The organism is Bifidobacterium myosotis (assembly GCF_002259745.1).
Classification (GTDB): Bacteria; Actinomycetota; Actinomycetes; order Actinomycetales; family Bifidobacteriaceae; genus Bifidobacterium; species Bifidobacterium myosotis.
The window spans coordinates 225360-250103 of the sequence record NZ_MWWW01000004.1 but is presented as its reverse complement, the minus strand read 5'-3'; the positions used below and the strand labels follow the sequence as shown (position 1 = coordinate 250103).

The following is a 24744-nucleotide window of genomic DNA, read 5'->3' as shown; positions in this document are numbered from 1 at the left end:
GATCCGGCAGCGGAATCCGGCAGTTTGGTATCGGAATCCGGCAGTGTGGCGTTTGAACCGCGTTGGAACGGCGGCTTAACGCCGAAAACCGACAGCCAAGCACCTCTGTTATCGAACCGTTATCTTTCGTGACACGGTATAAGTTGTGTCGAATGCGGGTTATCGGTACAATGGCTTGTGGAAATTGTGAGCGCTAACAGCCACCCCAAAGAGGGGGTTTGCGCCCAGGCGTTCCGAGGCAAAGGATAGATATGGCAGCAATCGACAACGCGGCCGAACAGGTCGCGACCATCGCCGAGAAGATCCGCGCGGGCAAGACCACGCTCGGCATCGAATTCGGCTCCACCCGCATCAAGGCCGTCCTCATCGACGACGACTTCCGCACCATCGCCTCCGGTGACTACAGCTGGGCCTCCCATCTGGAGGACGGTCTGTGGAGCTACTCCACCGAGGAGATCTGGGGTGGTCTGCAGTCCGCGTACGCCTCCATGGCCAATGACGTGGAGACCGCCTACGGCGAGAAGCTGACCCACATCGGTCACATCGGCTTCTCCGCCATGATGCACGGCTATCTGGCCTTTGACGAGAACGGCGAGCTGCTCGTGCCGTTCCGCACCTGGCAGAACACCAACACCTCCGAAGCCCACCAGAAGCTTTCCGAGCTGTTCCAGTACAACATCCCCGAGCGCTGGTCCATCGCCCACCTGTATCAGGCCGTGCTCAACAAGGAGGAGCACGTCTCCAAGGTGGCGTACTTCACCACGCTGGCCGGCTACGTGCACTGGAAGCTCACCGGTAAGAAGGTCCTCGGCGTGGGCGACGCCTCCGGCATGTTCCCGATCGACCCGACCACCCACACCTACGAGACCGAGTTCATCGAGAAGTTCGACGCCCTGCCCGAGGTCGCGGCCCAGCCGTGGAAGCTCGAGAACCTGCTGCCCACCCCGCTCGTGGCCGGCACCCCGGCCGGTGAGCTGACCGAGGAGGGCGCCAAGCTCCTCGATCCGTCCGGCACCCTGAAGCCCGGCATCGTGCTCGCCCCGCCGGAAGGCGACGCCGGCACCGGCATGGTGGCCACCAACTCCGTGCGCGTGCGTACCGGCAACGTCTCCGCTGGCACCTCGATCTTCGCGATGGTCGTGCTCGAGCACAAGCTCAAGGCCCTCCACCCCGAGGTCGACCTCGTCACCACGCCGGCCGGTGATTTGGCCGGCATGAGCCACGCCAACAACTTCACCTCCGACCTCAACGCGTGGGTCGGCCTGTTCGGCGAGTTCGCCAAGGCCATCGGCACCCCGGTGGACGCCGGCACGCTGTACGGCACGCTGTTCCGAGCCGCCATCGCCGACGATGTGGACGCCAACTGCGGCGGCCTGCTCAACTACCCGTTCCGCTCCGGCGAGTTCCTGGCCGGTCTGCCGGAAGGCCGTCCGCTGTTCGCCCGCAGCCCCGAGGCCCACATGACCCTCGGCAACTTCATGCGCGCCCAGTTGTTCTCCGCGTTCTCCCCGGTCAAGATCGGCATGGACGTCATGACCAAGCAGGAGCACGTTCAGGTGGACTCCCTGGTGGGCCACGGCGGCATCTTCACCACCCCGAAGGTGGCGCAGAGCATTCTGGCCGCCGCGTTCAACACCCCGATCAAGGTCATGTCCACCGCTGCCGAGGGCGGCGCATGGGGCATGGCAGTGCTCGCCAACTACCTGTGGAACACCAACGAGGACCACACCAATCTGGCCGACTTCCTTGACGGCTGCGTGTTCAAGGACGCCAAGTCCACCACCGAGGTTCCGGTGGCCTCCGACGTGGTCGGCTTCGAGGACTTCTTCGCCCGCTTCTCGAAGGGTCTGCCCATCGAGCACACCGCCATCGAGTCCATCGATCTCGAAGACAAGTAAGTCTCCCTTTCTCCTTTCGGCCTCCCCTCCTTAGAGGGAGGCGGCCGGAGGAGAGACCCAAAACAGTATTTGAAGCAAACGTCCATCCATGACAGTGGAAAGGAAAACCAACAATGGCAACTTTGGCTGATTACGGCCCCGAGGTTCGCGCCGAGGTCAAGCAGGTTCGCGAGGTCGTCTCCAACCTGCACCAGCAGCTCATCAAGTGGAACCTGGTCGTGTGGACCGCTGGCAATGTGTCCCAGCGTCTGCACACCGCCGACCTGATGGTGATCAAGCCCTCCGGCGTGCGCTACGAGAACCTGACCCCGAATTCGATGGTTGTGTGCGACCTCGAGGGCAACGTGGTCGATGGCTCCGAGGCCCCGTCCTCCGACACCGCTTCCCACGCCTACATCTACCGCAACATGCCGGACGTGTACGGCGTCGTGCACACCCACTCCACCTACGCCACCGCTTGGGCCGCCACCGGTCAGAACATCCCCTGCGGCCTGACCATGATGGGCGACGAGTTCGGCGGCCCGGTGCCGGTCGGCCCGTTCCGTCTCATCGGCTCCGAGGCCATCGGCAAGGGCGTCGTCGAGACCCTGAAGAAGTACCCGAAGTCCCCGGCCGTCCTCATGCAGAACCACGGTCCGTTCACGATCGGCAAGGACGCTGAGGGTGCCGTCAAGGCCGCCGCCATGACCGAGGAGGTCGCGCACACCATGTGGGCCGCCCGTCAGCTCGGCGAGATCATCGAGATCGACCAGGCCGACATCGATAAGCTGAACGACCGCTACCAGAACGTCTACGGCCAGCACTGACTTGGCGGAGTGTCCGCGGCGTTGCTCCTCGGTCGACGTGCCTTCGCACGCCTTCCCTCGGTGCGCCTTGCGGACACACACGCCAAGCCGTCGCTGACGCGATGACTGCGCCAGCAGCACTGAGGGCTTTCCTTTGGCCCCCTCTGATGAGGGGCTGAGCCGTAAAGCAAACGCCAGAGGCGTTTGTAGGCGAAGGCGAGCGACAGCGAGCTGATATAAGGCCAGCCGCAGGCTGTCTTTGACTACGGGTGGGGAAGAGACCTACCGATCAATAAGTAAATAAGACTTTTGGTCCGACTGCGAAGTCGACCAAAATGTGATTCATCCATCACAATGAAGTAAAGGAAGTAACCCATGGTTATGGAGAACCCCTTCGAGGGCAAGGAAATCTGGTTCGGCGTCGGTTCGCAGGACCTGTACGGTGAGGAGGCCCTGCGTCAGGTGGCCATCCACTCCGCCGAAATGGTCGACTACCTGAACAACACCGGCAAGATTCCGGCGAAGATCGTCCTCAAGCCCACCCTGAAGTCCTCCGACGGCGTCAAGGAGTTCATGGTCGAGGCCTCCGCCAACCCGAACGTCATCGGTGTGATCACCTGGTGCCACACCTTCTCCCCGGCCAAGATGTGGATCCGTGGCCTCGAAGTGCTGACCAAGCCGCTGCTGCAGCTGGCCACCCAGCACCACAAGGAGATTCCGTGGGAGACCATCGACATGGACTTCATGAACCTGAACCAGGCCGCCCACGGCGACCGTGAGTTCGGTTACATCGTCTCCCGTCTCGGCATCAAGCGCAAGATCGTCGTCGGCCACTACACCGACCCCGAGGTCGCCGAGAAGGTCGGCACTTGGGCCCGCGCCTGCGCCGGCTGGGACGCCTCCAACAACATGAAGGTCATGCGCTGGGGCGACAACATGCGTAACGTCGCCGTCACCGAGGGCGACAAGACCGAGGCCGAGCGCGTCTTCGGCGCCTCCATCAACACCTGGGCCGTCAACGAGCTCGTCGCCGCGTACGAGGCCGTCAAGGACGATCAGGTCAAGGAGATCATCGAGGACTACAAGGCCAAGTACGATGTCGATCCGGCCCTGCTGGACGCCAAGTACGACTCCCTGTTCATCGCCGCCAAGGAAGAGGCCGCGATGGTCAACATGATGCGCGCCAACGGCTGCACCGCCGGCGTTGACAACTTCGAGGACCTCGGCGCCCTCCCGCAGCTGCCGGGCGTTGGCCCGCAGCGCTTCCCGTCCGAGTACGGCTGGGGCTTCTCCGCCGAGGGCGACTGGAAGACCGCCGTGCTCGTGCGCATCGGTGCCGTCATGGGCTACGGCCTTGAGGGTGGCGCCTCCCTGATGGAGGACTACTCCTACAACTTCACCGAGGGCGACGAGCTCGACATGGGCTCCCACATGCTCGAGGTCTCCCCGTCCATCGGCACCATCGCCAAGCCGAAGCTGGAGATTCACCCGCTGGGCATCGGCGGCAAGGCCGACCCGGTCCGTCTGGTCTTCTCCGGCAAGCCGAAGAAGGACGCGGTCGTCGTCTCCATGTCCGACGTGCGCGAGCGCTTCCGCCTGCTCATGGACGTCGTGGACGTCGTCGAGCCGCAGGGCTCCCTCAAGGAGCTTCCGTGCGCCCGCGCCGTCTGGCAGCCGAAGCCGTCCCTGAAGACCGCCGTCCAGTGCTGGATCACCGCCGGCGGCTCCCACCACACCTGCATGACCACCTCCGTCGGTCGTGAGGCTTGGGAGGACTTCGCTCGCATCGCCGGTGTCGAGCTCGCCGTCATCGACGAGAACACCACCGCCCGCCAGTTCGAGAAGGAGCTGGAGCTGTCCGAGATGGTGCACCGTCTCGACAACCGTCACTGATTGGTTAAGCCAGCGCTTTAAACGCCTCTGATAAGGGCCGTTCCGGGGAACCGGGGCGGCCCTTTGTTGTGTTGTGTTGTGTTGTGTTGTGTTGTGTTGTGTTGTGTTGTGTCGTGTCTGTTACCTATCTCCGCCCGTTATTGGCGATTGCGTCGCAGAAGGGCCATGGCTTGGCTCCCCGCTGACGGAATGCCGCTTGGCCGTCGCCGACGGGCCATAGTCTGGCCTGCCGGCACCATCGATGGTGCCTGTACCGTCGCTGATGATCCAGTCCGTGGCACTATCGCGATGTTGATTGGCCCAATCGAGGTGTGGCCGGGCCATTCGCTGGCCCATTGGCGACGCTGAGATTCTCAACGGTCGCCGTCATACCATCATGTGGCCTGCCGACGATGCGGAAGGCGTGTGATTGTTCCGCATCGTGGGATTTATAGGCGTGATGCGATGTACCAAGCGATGGTGTGGATACCGCAATTCGATGAACCGTTCGGTGATGGGGATGTGATACTGCAATGCAGTATCATGCGGAATCATGTTGGCAAAGTACGGGTCGCTCATGGGCGATGGCGCGAATCGTTGGCGTGGTATGATTCGCTGGCGCGGTACGATATGCGATTTTGGTTCTTTTCAAGCTGTTGTACCGCGGCGCTGCGGTGCAACAGCCCAAGCAATCGTTGTCAATCCGTATCGTGGCAATGTGATGAAACCAGAAACCGCGAAAACAGGCCATTCCTGATATGGCGGCCGAATCTGTCCGCCGCACTCGTGCGGTACGATATGAGAAAAGCGCACGATTACGCGCTTCGTACCGCACCAATGTGTACATAGCACGTCGGAATCATCCATTTTGCGATATCGTACCGCGTTCACGGCAATCACTCGTTTGTCATTGGGCAGCCTGATCAGCCTTGGAGCGTCGATACAGCCTCATCGACATGCAGCCGAACTGTATCCCTGCCAAAATGACATCTGTACACCGCACTGACGAATGAGTCGAATATGGCCTGGGAACGCGGGTCCACGCGATACAGGAATTCGGGATGCCACTGGACGGCCCAGAGGAATCGGCTGGCCGGCCGCCATATTGCCTCGATCACGCCGTCGGGAGCCGTGGCCATAACCTCAAGGCCGGGTGCAGGCTCGCGCACGGCCTGATGGTGATAGCTGTTTACGGCAATCTCCGACTGTCCGGCAAACAAGTCGGCCAGCGGCGTGCCCGGCGTCAGGGAAACCGTATGTCCAAACGCGTCGTAGGGCGGCTTCATATGATGCTCGATCTCACTGGGATGCTCGGTCGGCAGATCCTGCCAGAGCGTGCCACCCAGATACTTATTGATGAACTGGATGCCGCGGCAGATTCCCAGAATCGGCTTGTCCGCGACCATCACCTCGGCCAGCAGTCGGGACTCCACCCGGTCGCGCTCCGGGCTCAGCACCTCGCTGCGTCCGGTGGTGCTTGGCACATGGGCGGGGGAGCCGTCCTCCGGGATGCGGTCCGGTATCGGGAGTGTCGGGTGAGACGGCGAATCCGGTGACGGCGCCGACGATGCTTCCTCCGGCTTGGCTGGTGCCGCTAAGGTTGGCCCGGTGCCCGGCTCCGCATCCATTCCGGCATCGGACCCCATGACCGGGCTCATACCCGTTCCCGCACCCGACCCTACATCCGGTCCCACGTCCGGCCCGCCGGTGAACAGGAACGCATCGAACTGCTGGGCGCATTGCGCGATGATGTCCGGGTCGTCCGTCAGCGGAAGCATGACCGGAGTACCGCCGGCCCGCATCACCGCGTCCATGTAGCCGGGCAGCATCCACAGGCTGTCGCGCCCGTAATCCATAAGTGGCGTCACCGCGATCAATGGTCGTTGAACGGTCATGAGTGCCTCCTCCCCTGGCCGGGCGAACATGCCCCAGCCAAGCACAGGGTGCCGGCCAAGCGGATTGCGGCATCATGGGGAAGACCGGTGACGCATGGCTGGCACCCTGTGCCGCCACTGTACCGAACCCATGTAACGGCGCACGCTCATGCCGAACCCACGCCGAAGGGCGGGGCCGAAAGTCACATTGCGCAATCGGTGGTTGGGGAGGTTCGTGAGGTTCGGTGGGTCTGGCAGGTCTGACAGGTCAGGTCCGGAGCTGTCAAGGGGCGCAATGCCGACGATGAGAGCGACGCCTGATGGTCCGGGCCGATTCGGCGGCTCGAACCATCAGGCTGGGCCATCGAGCCGCCGAATCATGCCAAGCGGTTGAGCCGCCGTCCCCCGGTCAGTGCTTGCCGTTGTAGATTTCGCTGTCGATCACGTCGGCGAACACGCGGTTGACAGCGGGGCGCACCACCTTGAGCGAGGGCGTCAGGCACTTGTTCTCCTGCGTGAACCGGTCGTCAAGCACCACGAACTTGCGTACGGATTCGGCGCGGGAGACCGTGGCGTTCGCCTTGTCCACATACTGCTGGATCTCCTCGCGCACCGCCGCGTTCGCCGCAAGCCGGTCCACCGGCGTCTCGGACGACAGTCCGTGGGCGGGCAGCCAGACGGCCAGCGACTCCGGGTCGAGCGTGACCAGCGCGCCGATGAACGGGCGACGGTCACCCACCACCACGCAGTGCTCCACGATCGGGCACTTGGCGATCTCCTCCTCCAGCGGGATGGGGGAGACGTTCTTGCCTCCGGCGGTGATGATGATGTCCTTGATACGGCCGGTGATGATGATGCGGCCCGCGTCATCGATCTCCGCCAGATCGCCGGTGCGCAGCCAACCGTCGGCGGTGAACGCCTCGGCGGTCTTCTCCGGCAGGTTGTGGTAGCCGCGGAAGACGTTCGGGCCCTTGACCTGCAGCTCACCGTCGTCCGAGATGCGCACCGAGGAGCCGGGCGCGGGCTGACCGACCGTGCCGATCACGTTGTCGTCCACGCGGGTGGCGGCGAACGGGGCGGCCGTTTCGGTCATGCCGTAGCCCTGGATCATCGGCAGCCCGATGCCATTGTAGAAATGCGCCAGATCCAACGACAGCGGGGCACCGCCGCAGGCCACATACTTGATGCGCGGGCCCAGCGCGCCACGCACCGTGCGATAGACGAGGGCGTCGTAACGGGCATGTTCGGCGATCTCGCCGAGCGTGTGCTTCATGCCGGCCTGCTCCTTGCGGCTCCAGACACGCGCCGCCTCGGCGGCCTTGAGGAACAGACGGCCCTTCCAACCGGCGCCCGCCTTGTGTGAGGCGGCGTTGTAGACCTTCTCGAACACGCGCGGCACGCCGAGCAGGTACGTCGGCTCGAAGGAACGCAGATCCGGCAGCAGCGACTTGGTGTCCGGCAGATAGCCGACCACGCCGTCGTCCGAGGCGATGGAGGCGTACTGGATGAAGCGCGCGAAGCAGTGCGCGAGCGGCAGGAACAGCAGCAGGCGCGGATGGTCGTCGAGGATCATCTGGTGCAGCGCCTGCGAGGCCGCCAGCGTGATGGACACGAAATTGCGGTGTGTCAGCTCCACGCCCTTTGGATTGCCGGTGGAACCGGACGTGTACACGATGGTGGCGAGGTCGTCGGTGGTGACGGTGGCCGCGCGCTCCTCCAGTTCCTCGTCCGAGACGGCCACGCCGAGGCCTTCCAGTGCGCCCAGTGCGTTGCCTTCGATCATGAGGATCTGACGCAGGGCCGGGCAGTTGTCCTTGACCGAGTCAAGACGGTCGTAACGCTCGCGATTGTCGGCGAAGGCCAGCTTCACGTCGGAATCGTTCATGATGCGCTGGGCCTGCGATGCGGAGTCGGTGTCGTAGATCGGCACGCTCACCGCGCCCACCGCGGCCAGCGCGAAGTCCAGCACACCCCATTCGAGGCGGGTGGAGGAGAAGATCGTCACGGCGTCGCCCTTGCGGATGCCTAGGGCGATCAGGCCCTTCGCGGCGGAGACGACGAGCTTGTGGAACTCCCCGGTGGTCACGTCCTGCCAATGACCGGGGCCGAGCTTCTTGGCGGCGGTCACCGTGGAGGCGCCGGTGCGCTCCAGTCGGTCGGTGAGCAGCGAATAGATGGTCTGATCGTCGCGCAGCTGGATGGACTCGCCCGGCGTGGTGTATTCGGTAAGCATATGCGGCATGTTCCTTCGTGACGTAAGTGGCGTGCGGCTGACTGACGTCTTGATGTCCTGTCTGATGGCCGGCGCGTCGGTGCTGTCGCGGGATTGACGTTTCCGGCCATGCTGTCACCGAGGTTACGCTGCCGTAGCGTGGCTCGCGTTGTGGGGAGTGGAGAAGTTGGCGCATGGGTTTTGTCGATTGCCTACAAGGCTTTGTCGATTGCCTACGAGGTGCGGGACTGGCGTCGAAATGGGTGGACCTGGGATGACGTCGAGGATTCAGCCGTGGTGGTGTCGTTGTGGTAGTGCTGGAACGATGATGGGATATCGCCGGGGATGGTGTCGGGGACAACGCTGAGGTTGATTCCGCGGCGGGCGAGGAAGAACGGCGTCCGCGCGAGGCGTCCGATGGCATGGATAACAGTTTGACAACAGTTTTTGGGTGCTCGCATGTTGGGGGCTTTGCCGGGCTTGGTTGACGATATAGTATCCTTCGGCAATTATGTTATCGCTAACAATTTGGCGCCCATATGGTGCATGCATCCGTGCTTTCCCGTCGTTGAACGGCTCCGTCCTGCCATCCGCTATGCCGCCCGCCATGTCATCGGACGGTGGTGGTGGACGGTGTCGGATGATCTCGGGCGGCATGGTGAAGCGTCACGACTGCCACAGGAACGTGAGAGAAGCAAGAGAAGTAATACTGAAGAAAGAAACACGAGGTTACTGCCGTGAGTCAAGTGACATCCGCAAGTGAGTCCGTTCAAACGGTTGAAGAAGAGGACGACCACCAGCGCCGCGGTTCCGGTCGCTACATCGTCGGTCTGGCGTTGAGCGCAGGTCTGGCCGGTCTGCTCTACGGCTACGACACGGTGTCCATCTCCGGCGCCATCGACTTCCTCCAGACCAAGTACGCGCTGAGCCCGGCGCTGCAGGGCCTGGTCATCAGCTCCATCATGATCGGCGGCGTGATTGGCGCCGGCTTCTCCGGCTTCCTGTCCGACAAGTACGGCCGCCGCAAGATCCTCATGTTCGGCGGTGCGTTCTTCTTCGTGGCCGCGTTGTGGAGCGCCTTCACGTTCAGCCCGTTCACGCTGATTCTGGCCCGTGTGATCGGCGGCATCGGCATCGGTCTGGCCGCGGCGCTCGCCGTCACGTACATCACCGAGTCCGCCCCGACCAACATCCGCGGCGCCCTGACCTCCGCCTACCAGCTGCTGACGATCTCCGGCATCTTCCTGACCAACGTCATCAACTACTTCATCGCCTCTTCCGGCAGCCATGACTGGGGCGTGGACTTCGGTTGGCGCTGGATGCTGGGCATCGGCGCCATCCCGGCCGCCATCTTCGTGGTCGCGCTGTGGTTCTCCCCGGAGTCGCCGCGCTTCCTCGTGCAGGCCGGCCGCGTCGAAGAGGGCTACAAGGTGCTCGAGCGCATCAACGGTTCGGACAAGGCCCGTCGCGACGTCGAGGAGATCCAGCTGCAGATCAAGTCCGAGCGCGAGGCCAACGCCAGCTTCTCCGATCTGTTCAAGCCCGGCCTGCGCAAGGCGTTGCTCATCGGCATCTTCCTGGCTATCTTCAACCAGGCCATCGGCATGAATGCCATCTCCTACTATGGCCCGGTCATGTTCTCCCACATGGGCTTCGGTGGCAACACCGAGTTCCTGGCCTCTTCGCTCGTGGGCGGCATCGAACTCGTGTTCACCGTGGTGGGCATGTATCTCATCGATACGGCCGGCCGTAAGAAGCTCATGGCCGTGGGTTCCGGACTCATGGTGCTGTTCGCACTCGGCATTTCCTTCTCCTACGCGAACAACTACCAGCTGCTCATGCTCATCTTCGTGATGTGCTTCACCTCCTGCTTCGCGTTCTCAATGGGCCCGATTCCGTGGATTATGATTCCGGAGCTGTTCCCGACCTACCTGCGTGGACGCGCCACTGGCATCTGCACGGTGTTCCTGTGGGCTACCAACTGGGCCATCGGCCAGTTCACCCCGATGCTCATCAACGGCATCGGCGGCATGGGCACCTTCCTGGTGTTCGCATGCACCAACCTGATCTGCTTCGTCGGCGTGATCACCTTCGTGCCGGAAACCAAGGACAAGACGCTCGAGGAGATCGCCGAACTGTGGAAGCCGAAGGACGAGAAGCAGTCCAACGCGCAGCTTGAGGTGGTGCGCGCCACTGCCGATCTCAAGCAGGCCGAGGCCGATATCAAGGCGGCTGAGGCCGAGCTGGCCCGCGCCCGTCGTGCCAAGGAACGCGCGATCGCCACGAAGGCCGCCGCCGAGGCGCTGGTCGCCGCGCAGAAGCGGCGCTGAGCCGGTGCGCCGCGCTCAGGCGACGCCCATATAGTGTTCATTCGGCATCCAGTGGTCTGCTACTAATAATTGAGAGCTTCGGCCGCTGTCTCGCTTTCCCAGTCAGCTTCTGCCAGCCCCTCGCCAGAGGGGCGGTAACCACTCAGACAATTGTGAGACGGACCACTGGTCACCGCCTGTGTGAAGCCATCGCTTATGGTGGCCTTGCGCAGGCGGTTTTTCGTATGACAAGTCTGTGCGGCGTATCTGTGGCATATCTGTGGCATATCAAGGTGACGGCGTTGCGCGAATGAGTCGAACGCGGCGAACGTCACGGGATTAGTCGCTCGTCACGCCGATCGGACGCATCCGATGGCGCTGTTGGCGCAATGCCCTTGCGCGCCCGAGAGGCTTTCGCATAGTGTGGCATAGGATTGCGCGCCGCGAGGTGCGCCGGCACAGACATGATGAGGGGAACAATGTTCGACAAACGACTATTCCAGATCGCGCCGGGAATCGGCCGGTTGGTGGCCGGCAAAGTGGCGCTGATGTGGGTCAGCCTGCTCGCCAATATCGGCTTCATGGTGGGCGTGGTCATGCTGCTGCAGGGGCTGCTCACCGCCGCCGACCCGCACATGTTCGCCTGTGACGCCGCGTCGCCGGCCGACTGCCCGACGAATCTGTTCGATGTGCCCGGCGTCGCCGTTGCGCCGATGGCCGGCGACCTCATGATCTACGTGGCGATGCTCATCGTCTGCGCACTCGTCCGCTACGCCGCCACCACTTGGTCGGCGCGGCTCGGCACCGAGGCCGCCGAGCGGGTCAAACTCGCTTTGCGTTCCAAGCTGTACCGCAAGATGATCGCGCTCGGGCCGTCCTACAAGTCCCGCGTGACCACCGCCGACGTGATCCAGTCCGCCGGCGAGGGCGTCGAACAGATTCAGAGCTTCTTCGAACTGTTCCTGCCGCAGTTCTTCTACGCGATTCTCGCGCCGATTACGCTATTCATCGTCATCGCGCCCATCAACATGCCCTCCGCGCTGACCATGCTGCTGTGTGCGCCGCTCATCATCATCGTCACCGGCATGGTTTCGATGACCGCCGCACGCGCCTTCAAGAAATACTGGGGCCGCTACACCGACATGGGTGCCGCCTTCCTTGACAATCTGCAGGGCCTGGAAACCCTGAAGAACTTCGACGCCGACGACCACGCGGCCGCCGACATGGACCGGAAGGCCGAAGGCTTCCGCGTGATGACCATGCGCGTGCTGCAGATCCAGCTGCGCTCCCTCACGGCCATGGACGTCGTGGCGTACGGCGGCGCGGCGGCAGGCATCGGCGTGGCCCTGTGGCAGTACGCCCACACCAACGGCGCCTACCAGCCCGGCACGGTCTGGTCGCCGATGATGTGGGCCGCCGACCTGAACGGCCCGCTCGCGTACGTGGCCTATGGGCTGCACTACCTGATGCCGTTTGGTGCCGGCTTCCCGCTGACTCTCACCGGCTTGCTGTTCATCATCCTGCTGTCCGCCGAGTTCTTCATCCCGATGCGCCAGCTTGGTTCGTTCTTCCACGTGGCGATGAACGGCATGACCTCCACGAAGCGCATCTTCGCGCTGCTCGACACCCCCGAACCCGAGCATGGCACCGCCACGTTGCCGGCCGACGCCGATGATGGCGATGGTGATGGAGACGGCCTGACCGTCGCGTTCGATCATGTCGGGTTCTCATATGGTTCTGGCGCTGGAACCAAGGCCAAGCGTGATGCCAATGCGGCGGCAAGCGCCAAGAACAATGACTCCGGCAAGCCCGAGTCAGCCGCGTCCGTTGCATCCGCCGCATCCCCGGCCCTTGCCGACATCACGTTCACCGCGCGTCCCGGCCGGTTCACCGCCATCGTCGGCGTCTCCGGCTCCGGCAAGTCCACGGCCGCCGCGCTGCTCGCCGGCTCACTCATCGGCTACCATGGCTCGCTCGCATTGGGCGGCGTGGAGGTGTCCGAGCTGTCGGGGGAGACGCTGGCGCAATCCGTCACGTTGATTGGCGCTCGCAGCCACCTGTTCGCCGGCACGTTGCGCGAGAACCTGCTTATGGCACTGCCTGCCGGTGATGCCACGACGTCCGCGCTTGATGACCGACTGTGGGCCGCGCTCGAACAGGCCCGCATCGCCGACTTCGTGCGCCGGCAGCCGGCCGGCCTCGATATGACTATCGAACCGGATGCCGCCAATCTGTCCGGTGGGCAACGACAGCGCATCGCCATCGCCCGCGCGCTGCTGCACGATTCCCCGGTGTTCGTGTTCGATGAAGCCACCAGCAGCGTGGACGTCGAATCCGAGGCGATGATTCTCGATACCATCCGCGAACTGGCGCAACAGCGCGGCAAGACCGTCATCATGATCACCCATCGCATGGCCAATGCGGAGCATGCCGATCAGGTAGTGGTGCTCGAGCACGGGCGTTCGGTTGAGACCGGCACGCATGACGAGCTCATGGCCGCCGGCGGCGCATACGCCAAGCTGTACGACACGCAGGCCGACATCGAACGGTTCGCCGGCGGCCGACGCATCCCCGGCCTCGACTTCGCCGACACCAATGCGATCGGAAGCCATGTTGCGGATTCGCAGGATCGCCTCGGCGTGGATGACGGTTCCGGTCATGTCCTCCGGCCGTCCTCCGACTCGGTCGTCGCTGCGGAATCCGGCCATGCGGCCGTGGCCGTAGGCGCAGGCTCTGGCCATGCGCACGCGGCCGTAGGCGCAGGCTCGCAGTCGCCCGTCGCCTCCCAGCCGGCTCAAGCCCCGTCACATGACGCGGACGCGGCCCCAGCTGCCGAGCGGCCTGAACCCACTTCGGCGGCGAATCCGCCTGCGCTGACCACCACTCAGGTGGTCGGCAGGCTCCTCAAGGAGGCCACGCCGCTGGCCAGACTGATGGCGGCGGCCTCCGTCTCCGGCTCCATCGGCCATCTTGCGGCCACGTTCCTGCCGGTGTTCGGCATCATCGCGGGATTCGCGCTCGCCGGCAACCCGGTGTGGGGCATGGGCGTGGGCCCGGCCGTGGGCGGCATGATCGTCTGCGCGCTGCTGCGCGGCGTCACCCGATACGTGGAGCAGTACCTCAACCACAACGTGGCCTTCCACCTGCTCGCGCTCTTCCGTTCCAAGGCGTTTGCGGCATTGCGGCGACTCGCTCCGGCCAAGCTCGCCGGCAAGGGCAAGGGCGACCTCATCGCCATGCTCACCACCGACGTGGAACTGTTGGAGATCTTCTTCGCGCACACCATCAGCCCGGTCGTCATCGCCGTGACCACCACCGTGGTGTACGCCATCGTCATCGCCACGCTCAATCCGTGGATGGCTCTGATGCTCATCGCGTCCCATCTGATCATCGGCGTGGTCATACCGCGGTTCTTCGCCACCGGTGTGCACAATCTGGGCCCGGTCATCCGCGGTGCGGCCGGCCAGCTGGACAACGTGATGCTCGACGACATGCGTGGTCTGGACGAAATCATCCGATTTGGTCGCGGCGAGGAGCGCGCGCAGGCCATCGAGGAGCGCACGCGCGCTCTGTGGCGTGACCACGCCAAGCTGAGCCGCGTGAACGGTCGGTTCGCCGGCATCGGCGGACTGCTGGTGTTCCTGCTCACCGCCATCGCCGTCGCCGTGGTGATTGCGCTGGCCTCCGCCGACCCGCACCGTATCCCCGCGTTGACCGCCGCATTCGTGCTGTTCGTCAGCTCCTTCGGCCCGATGCTGGCCCTGAGCGCGTTGCCGGCGAACCTCACGCAGACGTTCGCGGCCGCGCGCCGCCTGTTCGGCATCATGGACGAGGCTCCGGCCGTGGTCGAAACCGGCATCGCCACCCCTCAATACGCGGGCATGACGCTGGACCATGTCACCTTCGCGTATCCGCGGCCGGATGCTGCTTCGTCTGTCTCGCCGCATGATGCTGCGGCGGCGGGGACCGCTGCCTCCGGCACCGCCATCCTTGACAACTTCGCGCTGGACATCCCGCGTCACGGCGTGCTCGGCATTCAGGGGCCGTCCGGCCGAGGCAAGTCCACGACGCTCAAACTGCTTATGCGCTACTGGGACCCGCAGCGCGGCCGGGTATTGCTCTCCGGCATGCCGCTGCCCGAAGTTGACGCCCACCATCGCCGCCATATGCAGGCGATGATGAGTCAGGAGACGCATCTGTTCGACGGTACGATCCGCGACAACCTGCTCATCGCGTTGCCGGAACCGCAGATTGAGCGGGGTGTGGATGACGGTGTGTTGCGCGAGGCCCTTGCCAAGGCCTCGGTGCTTGACCTCATCGATTCCCTGCCGGATGGTCTCGACACCCAGGTGGGCGAGCTCGGCGACCGGCTGTCCGAGGGTGAACGACAGCGCATCGGACTGGCTCGCGTGTTCCTGCGTCACGCCGAGCTCGTGCTTTTCGATGAGCCGACGAGTCGGCTTGACGCGCTCAACGAGGCCATCATCCTGCGGTCGATTCATGCGCTGGCTGACGGCGGGGCAGGTGCCGGTTCCGGTTCTGGTTCCGATGGAGCAAGTGATGGTTCCGGCGCGGTTGGTGATGGTTCCAGTAGGACAGGTGAGGGTTCCGGTGAGTTCGGTGACGGTTCCGGCGCGGCCGTGGTCCTCGTCTCCCACCGCGAGTCCGCCATGCGTATCGCCGACCGCGTGCTGCAGATGTGACCTCTTAAGGCCTTCTACGCAGGCGGTTCACTAACCGTTCGGGCTCCCCGATGCAGTGTTCCGGTATCGGATGCCTGTGTCTGGGATGCGGAAAAGACGGAAGTCCCGATACCGTGTGGGTATCGGGACTTCTTTAATAGTCACTATCTAAGCTTTAATGAGCCTATGCCTTGATGAGTGCGTCCAGCGAGTCAAGGGCCGCATCGATGGCGCGGGCTTCGCGGTCGTCTTCCGTCTCGGAATAGGACTGTCCGTCATAGTCCCTGTTGCCGGTGGGCAGCAGTACGCCGCGCGTTGAATCGATATCCTGGGAACGTTCGACCGACGATATCGAGGTCCGTCGTGTGGCATCGGCAGATCGGGTGATGGTGGCGTCAAGCATGGCATCGAAACCGTCACTGTGACTGGCATTGTGGCTGGCTTCGCGGTTAGAGACGCCAAGTTCGGAGACACCACTGGAATTGTCGACGTCGCCGGTGCTGTCGGTGCCGGCAATGCTGTAGGTCTCGCTCGCGGGAAGACGCGTGCTCGACCGCTTGAGGAACATGGACAGGTCATCGGGCAGTGTATCGGCAAGAGCATCGACCGCCGCGCGCGCCGCAGCCTCCTCGATTGCCGCAGTGTGCGCGGCCGATTCCGCGGCAATTGCGGAATCAGGGGAATCCGCGGAATTCATGGAGTTTCCGGGTATCGAGGACTGTGTCGTGCCCGCTGTGGAACGCTCGTGTGCGGATAATGTGGCGTCGTCGGACGGGTATTGCGTGGACTGCGTGGACTGCGCGGATCGGGCGCCGGTGGGTGAGTGTTCCGCCGCAGTCAGGGCGTCCGTGGCGCCGGCATCCGTTGTACGTACGCCGGCGATGGCCTGTCGTGCCATTTGCCGCACGCCCTGCCGCACGGTCTGGAGTTCGGTCTGAGGTTCGGCTGACCGCGCGCGGACGGCCTTGGTCCGCTGGCCCCGCATGGCTTCGAGCCGCGCCTCCTTGGCCTGAGCCTTCGCTTGGGACTCGGCTTGTGCCCCCTCGGCCTGCGCCTGTGCCCCCTCGGCTTCGGCCTGCGCCTGTGCCTCTGCCCGCCGCGCCGCAGTCTCGATGTCGAAGATCTTTTGCTGTGCCGCGATGCGCGCATGCTGTGCGGCGGTCATGATGCCCATGGCCTGCACACGTTCGTTTTCGATGCGCCGCAGCGTCGCCTCGGCGTGACGGATGTTCGCGTCGGCCGAGCTGAGGGCGTACCGCGCCGAAGCCAACTTCGTTTTCGGTTGCCACAGATGCTCGATCTCCTCGAGCGTGCGTCCCATCGTTTCCGGCACCAGCAGGACGATGCCGAACAGGCACATCAGATCCAAAGCGCCGAAGATCGCGAACGAGACGCCGCCGCCCAGACCATCGAGCATCATCGGCGTGAACTGGGCGATGACCCAGTTGGCGAACAACAGGCACATCACGCACAGGCCGGTGGCGCGGCCGCGCAGATAGGTGGGGAACAGCTCCGGAATGACGATCCACGGGATCGGTCCCATCGAGAACGCGAACGATGCGGTGAACGCCATCACGAAGATGAGCGTGAGCAGCGGCCTGCCTGTCAGATAGGAGGCGGATATGCACAGTGCGAACAGGCACATCAGGCTGGCGCCCACTTCCATAAGCCGCTTGCGCCCGAACGTGTCGATGAGATACATGCCGATGACCGTGGCGACCAGTTCCACGCCGCCCACGCTCGCGGCCGCGAGGAATTCGGTGTCGCCGCCGAATCCCATGTCCGCGAACATCACCGGGCCGTAATAGGAGATGGCGTTCATGCCGACGAACTGGTTGGCCACGGCGAGGAAGATGCCGATGACCAGCGCCTTGAGCAGTCCGGGACGGAACAGATCATGGAATTCGTGGGACATCTCGTTCTCGAGCTTGACCGACGCGCTGATGTCGTCGGTGCGCAGACGTGCCCGTTCGGTGCCGAGAATGTGCTCGAGCACCGCGAATCCCTCATTGGTCTTGCCCGCTTGGATGAGGAAGCGCGGGCTTTCCGGGGCGGCCATCATCGCCAGCAGGAACGCGGCCGCCGGAATCGCGCCGAGCCCGAGCATCCAACGCCATCCGGTGTCGACATCCCAGTCGTTCGTGCCATAGGAGGCGATGATGTAGTTGATGACGTTGGTCAGAAAGATGCCGCATACCGCGAGCATCTGATAGGAGAAGGAAAGCAGTCCGCGGATGTTGGTCGGCGCCGATTCGGTGATATAGGTGACGGCCAGCGCCGCGGTCAGGCCGATGCCGTAGCCGCCGACCATACGCGCCGCGATCAGATCGATGGGGCTGACGGTCAGCGCGCTCCAGATCGCCGCGACGAAGAAGAACGCGCCGCCGATGATGAGGATGCGCCGCCGGCCGAACTTGTCGGACAGGAAGCCGGCGGTCGCCGCGCCGATGACGGCGCCGAGCATGATGGAGGAGATCACGAAACCTTCCATCAGGGTGTCCAGTCCGTATTTGGCCCGCAGGAATTCGATGGCGCCGGAAATGGACACCGTGTCGTACCCGTATAACAGACCCGCAAGGCCCGCGCTCAGCGCCAGGCCGAAGGTGTACTTGCCCGACCCTTGGGTGCGTATGGTCGTTCCCAAAGGATTCCGCTGATGTGTGGCAGTCCGAAACAGCCCCGCCATATGCTCTCTTCCTCTCAACGCAGCTATGGGGGATACGTGCCCATACTAGGCGACCGTTTTCGCGGAGTGTGCGAGGATTCCACGCGACACGCCGAATGCGGCATCTTCGCAGTGACTTTGACAAACAGGTACACAGGTGTATCATTGTCGGTGTTGGTACACGGGTGTACCAATGAAAACACCCAAAGGAAGGCGATTGGAGGAACATTCGCTCACCGTGTGTGAAGCAGGCCATTGCAGTGTCCTGTTCCGCGTCGCGTCCGGCACGGCCGGTCCTCCGGGAAGACCCGGTGGGGTGAGAGAACGGTTCCGCCGATACGGAAGGAGACAACATGCGCAACACCAAGAAGGCCATCGCGGCGGCCGTGGCCGTGGCCGCGCTCATCGGACTCGCTGCCTGCGGAGGCAGCAATGACGGCGACACCACCGCCAACCAGGGTGACGCCGACAAGGCAGAGCTTGTGTTCTGGGGCTGGGATTCCGGCAACTCGATGAAGTCGATCCTCTCCGACTTCGAGAAGGCCAACCCCGGCATCACCGTCAAGTTCAACAACACCGGTACGGCCGAGAAGACCTCCACCGCACTGTCCAACGCGATCGCCGCAGGCAACGGCGCCCCGGACGTCGTCATGCTCGAGGACCCGACCGTCACCCAGTTCGCCGTCACGGACGGTCTGGTGGACCTGAGCCAGTTCGGTGCCGACAAGCTGGCCGACGATTTCGCCGCCGGTCCGTGGAACAAGCTGCAGTACAACAACAAGCCGTACGCGCTGCCGATCGATTCCGGCCCCGAGATGTTCTTCTACAACAAGGCCGTCTTCGACAAGGCCGGTGTGGACGGCGAGTCCATCAAGACCTGGGACGACTACTACGAGGCCGCCAAGAAGATTCGCGCCACCGGCTCCTACATCACCAATCTGGCCGGCACGTCGAACGACTACCAGCCCTTCACCGCCCAGATCTGGCAGGCCGGAGCCAAGCCGTGGACCGTTGATGGCGAGAACATCACCATCGACATGACCAAGGACGAGGGCATGCAGCGCTACATCAAGTTCGTCCAGAAGCTCATCGACGAGGATCTCGTGGATACCAAGACCCCGAACTGGTCGGACGACTGGAACCGCGAGCTCAACGACGGCACTATCGCCTCCCTGACCATCGGCGCCTGGATGCCGATCAACCTCATGTCCGGCGCTCCGGACCAGGCCGGCAACTGGCGCGTCGCCCAGCTGCCGCAGTGGGAGGAAGGCCAGGAGGTCTCCGCTGAGGACGGCGGCTCCGCGCTCGCGGTCGTCAAGCTCTCCAAGAACCAGGCCGCCGCCTACAAGCTCGTCGAGTACCTGACCCACGGTGAAGGCGCCCAGACCATGGCCGACACCGGCACCTTCCCGTCCCTGAAGAAGATCCTCCAGTCCGACGCTTTCGTCGATCCGACCACCGAGGCCAACAAGAAGACCAACGACTACTTCGGCGGCCAGAACGTGAACGAGGTGCTCTCCGCGGCGGCCCAGCGCCCGACCGAGAAGTTCCAGTACCTGCCGTACAACCCGTTCGCCCAGTCCGCGTACGGTGACGAGGTCTCCAAGGCCTACTCCAAGGAGATCACCCTCGAGCAGGCGCTGAAGAACTACGGCGACAAGCTCGCCCAGCAGGGCAAGGATCAGGGATACACCGTCACCGTCAAGTAGGGCGGTTCCATGACGCGGGCTGCAGATTCGTAGCGGTCCGGTCCCTCTCCCTCCCCAGCGTCTGCCCTGACGGCAGATTCGCGCACAAGGCCCGCGGTCGGGCCCATCTCCTCTCGCTCGGCCGCCGTCCAATCGAAGGCGGGGATGCTCCCCAGTGTCCCCGCCTTCACCATGCCCGGAACGTCGAATGGGCCGGGTTACGACAAGAATGTTGTAAGGAAAACATCGATTATGTCCGAACAAACAGTGGTTCCCGGTCTTCGGCCGCAGTCCGCAACGGGCCTTCTGCCCGAATTGGCGGCCAGTCACACATCCGAGGCGCGGGTGAACAAGCATAAGGCGGATTGGCGTGGCTGGAAGTTCATGTGGCCGTTCGCGGTGGTGTTCGTGTTCGTGTTCATCGTGCCGATCGTGTACGCCATCTATATCTCGTTCTTCAAGAAGCAGATGGTGGGCGGCACGAAATTCGTCGGGGTCGAAAACTATACCCGCCTGTTCGTGGATCAGCAGTTCTGGAGTTCGGTGGGGCGCGTGGCTTTGTTCACGGTGGTGCAGGTGCCGATCATGTTGTTCCTGGCGGCGGCGATGGCGCTGGCCTTGGATTCGATGAAGCTGCATGGCACGAAGTTCTTCCGCATCTCCACGTTCCTGCCCTACGCGGTGCCGGCGGTGGTGTCCACCATGATCTGGGGTTTCGTGTACGGCGCGAAGTACGGTCTGGTTGGCTCCCTGAACGACTTCCTCGGCACCAACATCGACGTGCTTAAGCCCAGCGTGCTGCTCGCCTCGATCGGCAACATCAACACGTGGGAGTTCACGGGCTATAACATGCTGATCTTCTACTCGTCTTTGAGCACGATCCCGCATTCGCTGTACGAGGCGGCGAGCATCGACGGCGCGAGCGAGTGGCAGATCGTGAAGTCGATCAAGCTGCCGGAGCTCAGGGGCTCGCTGGCCATTACGGTGATCTTCTCGATCATCGGTTCGTTCCAGTTGTTCAACGAGCCGAGCATTTTGCAGAACATGGTGCCGGGCAATGCGATCACGACGTACTACACGCCGAACATGTACGCCTACAACCTGAGCTTCACCGGCAACCAGTCGAACTACGCGGCGGCCCTGGCTATCACCATGGCGGTCATCACGATGGCGATCGCGTACGCGGTGCAGCTGAACAGCATGAAGGAGCAGATGAAGTGATGATGTGCATGGCTGTTCCGGTTGCGATGGTCAAGGTTGTTCGTGCGATGGTGAAGGAGCGTGCGTGATGAGTGCTGCGACTACGGGCGCCTCCGCCCGTTTGACGGATGCGGAGTTGAGGGCCCAGGAGCGGGCCGCGAAAAAGGCGGAGCGTGAGCGTCAGAAGCGCATCGCGCGTGATGAGACGGCGGAGCGCAGGAGGAGCGCGAAGGCCGGGTTCGCGAACGTGAACAACCCCCGCCGTTCGACCCTGATGACGGTGGTGTGTGCGATCTTCGCGGTGTACTGCCTGTTCCCGTTCGTCTACCTGGTGATCAACGCGACGAAGACGCAGGCGGACTTCACCTCGACGTTCGGTTTGGGCTTCGGCAAGTCGTTCGCCTTGTGGGACAACATCGTGACGGTGTTCACCTACCAGGAGGGGATCTTCGCCCGTTGGCTCATCAACACGATCCTGTACGTGGTGGTGGGCGCTGGCGGCGCGACCCTGTTGGCGATCATGGGCGGCTACGCGCTGGCCAAGTTCCGCTTCCCGGGCCGCAAGGCGGTGTTCGCCATCATCATCGGCGCCATCTCGGTGCCGGGCATCGCCCTGGCCGTGCCGCAGTTCCTTCTGTTCGCCAAGCTGAATCTGACCAACACGCCGTGGGCCATGATCATCCCCTCGCTGGTCTCCACGTTCGGCTTGTACCTGATGTGGATCTTCTCCGATCAGGCCGTGCCGGATGAGCTTCTCGAGGCCGCCCGTGTGGATGGCGCCGGAGAGTTCCGCACCTTCTTCCAGATCTCGCTGCCTCTGTTGGCTCCGGGTATCGTGACGACGGCGTTGTTCACGATCGTGGCGACGTGGAACAACTACTTCCTGCCGTTGATCATGCTGAAGGATTCGAATTGGTATCCGTTGACGATCGGCCTGAACCAGTGGAAGGACCAGGCGTCCACCGCGGGTGGTCAGGCGATCCAGAACCTGGTGATCACGGGCTCGCTGATCACGATCATCCCGCTGGTCATCGCGTTCCTGTGCCTGCAGAAGTACTGGCAGTCCGGCCTCGCCGCAGGTGCCGTCAAGGAATAGGCCCCGCGTAGGCGGGCTTCCCGCAGCAGGCTCCCCTCAGTCGCCTGCGACGACAGCTCCCCCTCTCACAGAGGGGAGTCAGGGAAACTGAGGGGAGTTTCGTAGACGCCCAGCAGGGTGCGTAAAACGCAAACCCACACCGGCCACGAGCCGGTAGACAATAAGGATTTGATCGATATGACTGCTCGTAGGCCGTTCAGATGGCCGGCTCTGCTGACGGAGTCGGGACGCGGCATCGCGTTCGGTGGTGATTACAATCCGGACCAGTGGCCGGACGAGATGGTCGCCGAGGACATTCGTCTCATGCGCGAGGCCAAGGTGAACACGGTGGCGTTGGCGATCTTCAGCTGGGATAGGATCGAACCGCGCGAAGGCGAATTCACGTTCGACTGGCTGGATTCGGTCATCGACCAGCTCGGCGCGGCCGGCATCGCCGTGGACCTCGCGTCGGCCACCGCCGCCGCGCCCCTGTGGCTGTACGAGACGCACCCCGAAGTCCTGCCGATCGACAAATACGGGCATGTGGTCAATGCGGGCTCCCGCCAGAGCTGGCGTCCCACCAGCCCGGTGTTCAGGCAGTACGCGCTGGACCTGTGCCGCAGGCTCGCCGAGCACTACCGGGACAACCCGACCGTCACCGCATGGCATATGGGCAACGAGTACGGCTGGAACAACCGGTACGACTACTCCGATGACGCGCTCAAGGCCTTCCGTCTGTGGTGCGAGCGGAAATACGGCACCATCGAGGCGCTCAACGAGGCTTGGGGCACGGCCTTCTGGTCCCAGCACGTCAACTCGTTCGACGAGGTGCTGCTGCCACGCCACATGGGTGGCGACGCGATGGTCAACCCGCCCCAACAGCTTGATTTCGAGCGCTTCGGCAACGACATGCTCCTCGATTTCTACAAGGCCGAACGCGACGCGATCGAGGCGATCTGCCCCGACAAGCCGTTCACCACGAACTTCATGGTCTCCACCGACCAGTGCACGATGGACTATGCGCAGTGGGCCCGAGAGGTAGACTTCGTATCCAACGACCACTACTTCCACGAAGGCGAATCCCATCTGGACGAGCTGGCCTGCTCGGACGCGCTCATGGATTCGCTCTCCGGCGGCAGGCCGTGGTACGTGATGGAACACTCCACCTCCGCGGTCCAATGGAAGCCGCTCAACACGCGCAAGCGCGCCGGCGAGCTCGTGCGCGACAGTCTGGCCCATGTGGCCATGGGCGCCGATGCCATCAACTTCTTCCAATGGCGGCAGTCCTCCTCGGGCGCCGAGGCGTTCCACTCCGCCATGGTTCCCCACGCCGGTGCCGACTCCAAGGTGTTCCGCGGCGTATGCGAACTCGGCGAGGCGTTGGAGACCCTTTCCCGGGCCGGCGTGCAGGGCACCGAACTCAGGCGTGCCGGCACGGCCATCCTGTTCAGCGCCGAATCCGAGTGGGCCATCCGCTCCCAGACGCTGCCCAGCATGAAGCTCAGCCACTGGCATGACGTGCGTGACTGGTACCGGGGGCTCCTCGACGTCGGCCGCCGCGCCGACGTGGTTCCCCTCGCCTATGACTGGAGCGGGTACAAGACCATCATCCTGCCTACCGTGCTGGTGCTCTCCGAACGGGACGTGCGCCGCATCGCCGATTTCGTGCGTGCTGGCGGCAACGTGGTGGTCGGGTATGCCACCGGGCTGGTTGACGAGCACTTCCACGCCGGACTCGGCGGCTATCCCGGCGCCGGCGACGGACTTCTACGCGACATGCTTGGCGTCCGCAGCGAGGAATTCAACATTCTCGGGACGGAAGCCGAAGGCGAACCCGTGACGATTGGCCTGTCCAACGGTCTCGAAACCCACCTATGGCAGAACGACGTGACCTCCACGGCGCCCGACACGACCATAATGGCCACCTACGCCGGCGACGCGGCCTCCGATTGGGAGCTCGACGGCGTGCCGGCCATCACCAGTCACCCCTATGGGCAAGGTGCCGCCATCTACGTGGGCTGTGACCTCGACCGTCATGCCATCGCGCGACTTGCCGCCGCTGCGGATGGCCTGCCATGGTTCGGCGAACCCGCATGCGTCAAGCCGGGAGATTATGGCGACGCGGCTGGGCCGACGGCTGCGACCGCGAACGCTGTCCCCTCGGAGGACGCGGCGGGCGCCAACGCTCCCGCCCCTCGCATTCTCCACACCGTGCGCGAATCCGCGGACGGCGCCGTGCGCTTCGACTTCTACATGAATCGAGCCAAGGAATCCGTCGCCGTTCACGACGTGCCGGGCGAACCGATCATCGCCCACCGGTGCAGTCGCAGCCCAAGCGGGTCGGCCGGCGACATTGCCGATGGCATCGATATCACCGGGGTCGCCGACGGCTGGCTGCTGCGGCGCAACGCCATCCTCGTCACCAGAACCGTGCACCGGCAGGAATAAGGGCGGGTAGAATGGCGAAGTCAGCATAGGCGGTGG

At 63.7% G+C, this 24744-nt stretch carries 12 protein-coding genes; 9 read left to right on the top strand and 3 right to left on the bottom strand.

Features of this window, described 5'->3' with window-relative positions:
* Nucleotides 1-251 precede the first annotated feature (251 nt).
* The 3 genes from BMYO_RS02540 to araA all read left to right on the top strand — a co-directional run bounded on the left by BMYO_RS02540 (nt 252) and on the right by araA (nt 4576).
* Nucleotides 252-1898, top strand: a complete 1647-nt coding sequence (locus BMYO_RS02540) for a xylulokinase (protein ID WP_094666999.1) — start codon at nt 252-254, stop codon at nt 1896-1898.
* Between the two features lie 113 nt (nt 1899-2011).
* On the top strand, nt 2012-2704 hold the full coding sequence (locus BMYO_RS02535; RefSeq protein ID WP_094666998.1) for an L-ribulose-5-phosphate 4-epimerase: 693 nt from the start codon (nt 2012-2014) through the stop codon (nt 2702-2704).
* Between the two features lie 354 nt (nt 2705-3058).
* Nucleotides 3059-4576 (top strand): L-arabinose isomerase, encoded by a 1518-nt coding sequence (gene araA / locus BMYO_RS02530; protein ID WP_094666997.1) that lies wholly within the window; start codon nt 3059-3061, stop codon nt 4574-4576.
* Between the two features lie 902 nt (nt 4577-5478).
* Here araA and BMYO_RS12535 read toward each other — a convergent pair.
* Both BMYO_RS12535 and BMYO_RS02515 read right to left on the bottom strand, forming a co-directional pair.
* Nucleotides 5479-6450: a gamma-glutamyl-gamma-aminobutyrate hydrolase family protein gene (locus tag BMYO_RS12535; protein ID WP_233428055.1), complete on the bottom strand. Its 972-nt coding sequence runs from the start codon at nt 6448-6450 to the stop codon at nt 5479-5481.
* A 388-nt stretch (nt 6451-6838) separates the two neighbouring features.
* Nucleotides 6839-8662 (bottom strand): AMP-dependent synthetase/ligase, encoded by a 1824-nt coding sequence (locus tag BMYO_RS02515; RefSeq protein ID WP_094666996.1) that lies wholly within the window; start codon nt 8660-8662, stop codon nt 6839-6841.
* A 716-nt stretch (nt 8663-9378) separates the two neighbouring features.
* Between BMYO_RS02515 and BMYO_RS02510 the strand changes: the two genes are divergently transcribed.
* Both BMYO_RS02510 and BMYO_RS02505 read left to right on the top strand, forming a co-directional pair.
* Nucleotides 9379-10971, top strand: coding sequence for a sugar porter family MFS transporter (locus BMYO_RS02510; protein WP_233428047.1), 1593 nt, complete (start codon nt 9379-9381; stop codon nt 10969-10971).
* A 458-nt stretch (nt 10972-11429) separates the two neighbouring features.
* A complete protein-coding gene (locus BMYO_RS02505) occupies nt 11430-15653 on the top strand; it encodes an ATP-binding cassette domain-containing protein (protein WP_094666994.1) in 4224 nt (1407 codons plus the stop codon).
* 163 nt (nt 15654-15816) lie between these two features.
* On the opposite strand, the gene BMYO_RS02500 is transcribed toward BMYO_RS02505, so the two are convergent.
* On the bottom strand, nt 15817-18276 hold the full coding sequence (locus BMYO_RS02500) for a sugar porter family MFS transporter (protein ID WP_233428046.1): 2460 nt from the start codon (nt 18274-18276) through the stop codon (nt 15817-15819).
* 374 nt (nt 18277-18650) lie between these two features.
* On the opposite strand from BMYO_RS02500, the gene BMYO_RS02495 reads away from it, so the two are divergent.
* The 4 genes from BMYO_RS02495 to BMYO_RS02480 all read left to right on the top strand — a co-directional run bounded on the left by BMYO_RS02495 (nt 18651) and on the right by BMYO_RS02480 (nt 24708).
* On the top strand, nt 18651-20006 hold the full coding sequence (locus BMYO_RS02495; RefSeq protein WP_094666992.1) for an ABC transporter substrate-binding protein: 1356 nt from the start codon (nt 18651-18653) through the stop codon (nt 20004-20006).
* Between the two features lie 231 nt (nt 20007-20237).
* Nucleotides 20238-21206, top strand: coding sequence for a carbohydrate ABC transporter permease (locus BMYO_RS02490; protein WP_094666991.1), 969 nt, complete (start codon nt 20238-20240; stop codon nt 21204-21206).
* A 67-nt stretch (nt 21207-21273) separates the two neighbouring features.
* Complete coding sequence (locus tag BMYO_RS02485; protein WP_094666990.1) at nt 21274-22281, top strand: carbohydrate ABC transporter permease; 1008 nt, start codon at nt 21274-21276, stop codon at nt 22279-22281.
* Between the two features lie 177 nt (nt 22282-22458).
* The gene (locus BMYO_RS02480) at nt 22459-24708 is read left to right on the top strand and encodes a beta-galactosidase (RefSeq protein ID WP_094666989.1); all 2250 of its coding nucleotides are present in this window, start codon (nt 22459-22461) and stop codon (nt 24706-24708) included.
* The last annotated feature ends 36 nt before the right edge of the window (nt 24709-24744 follow it).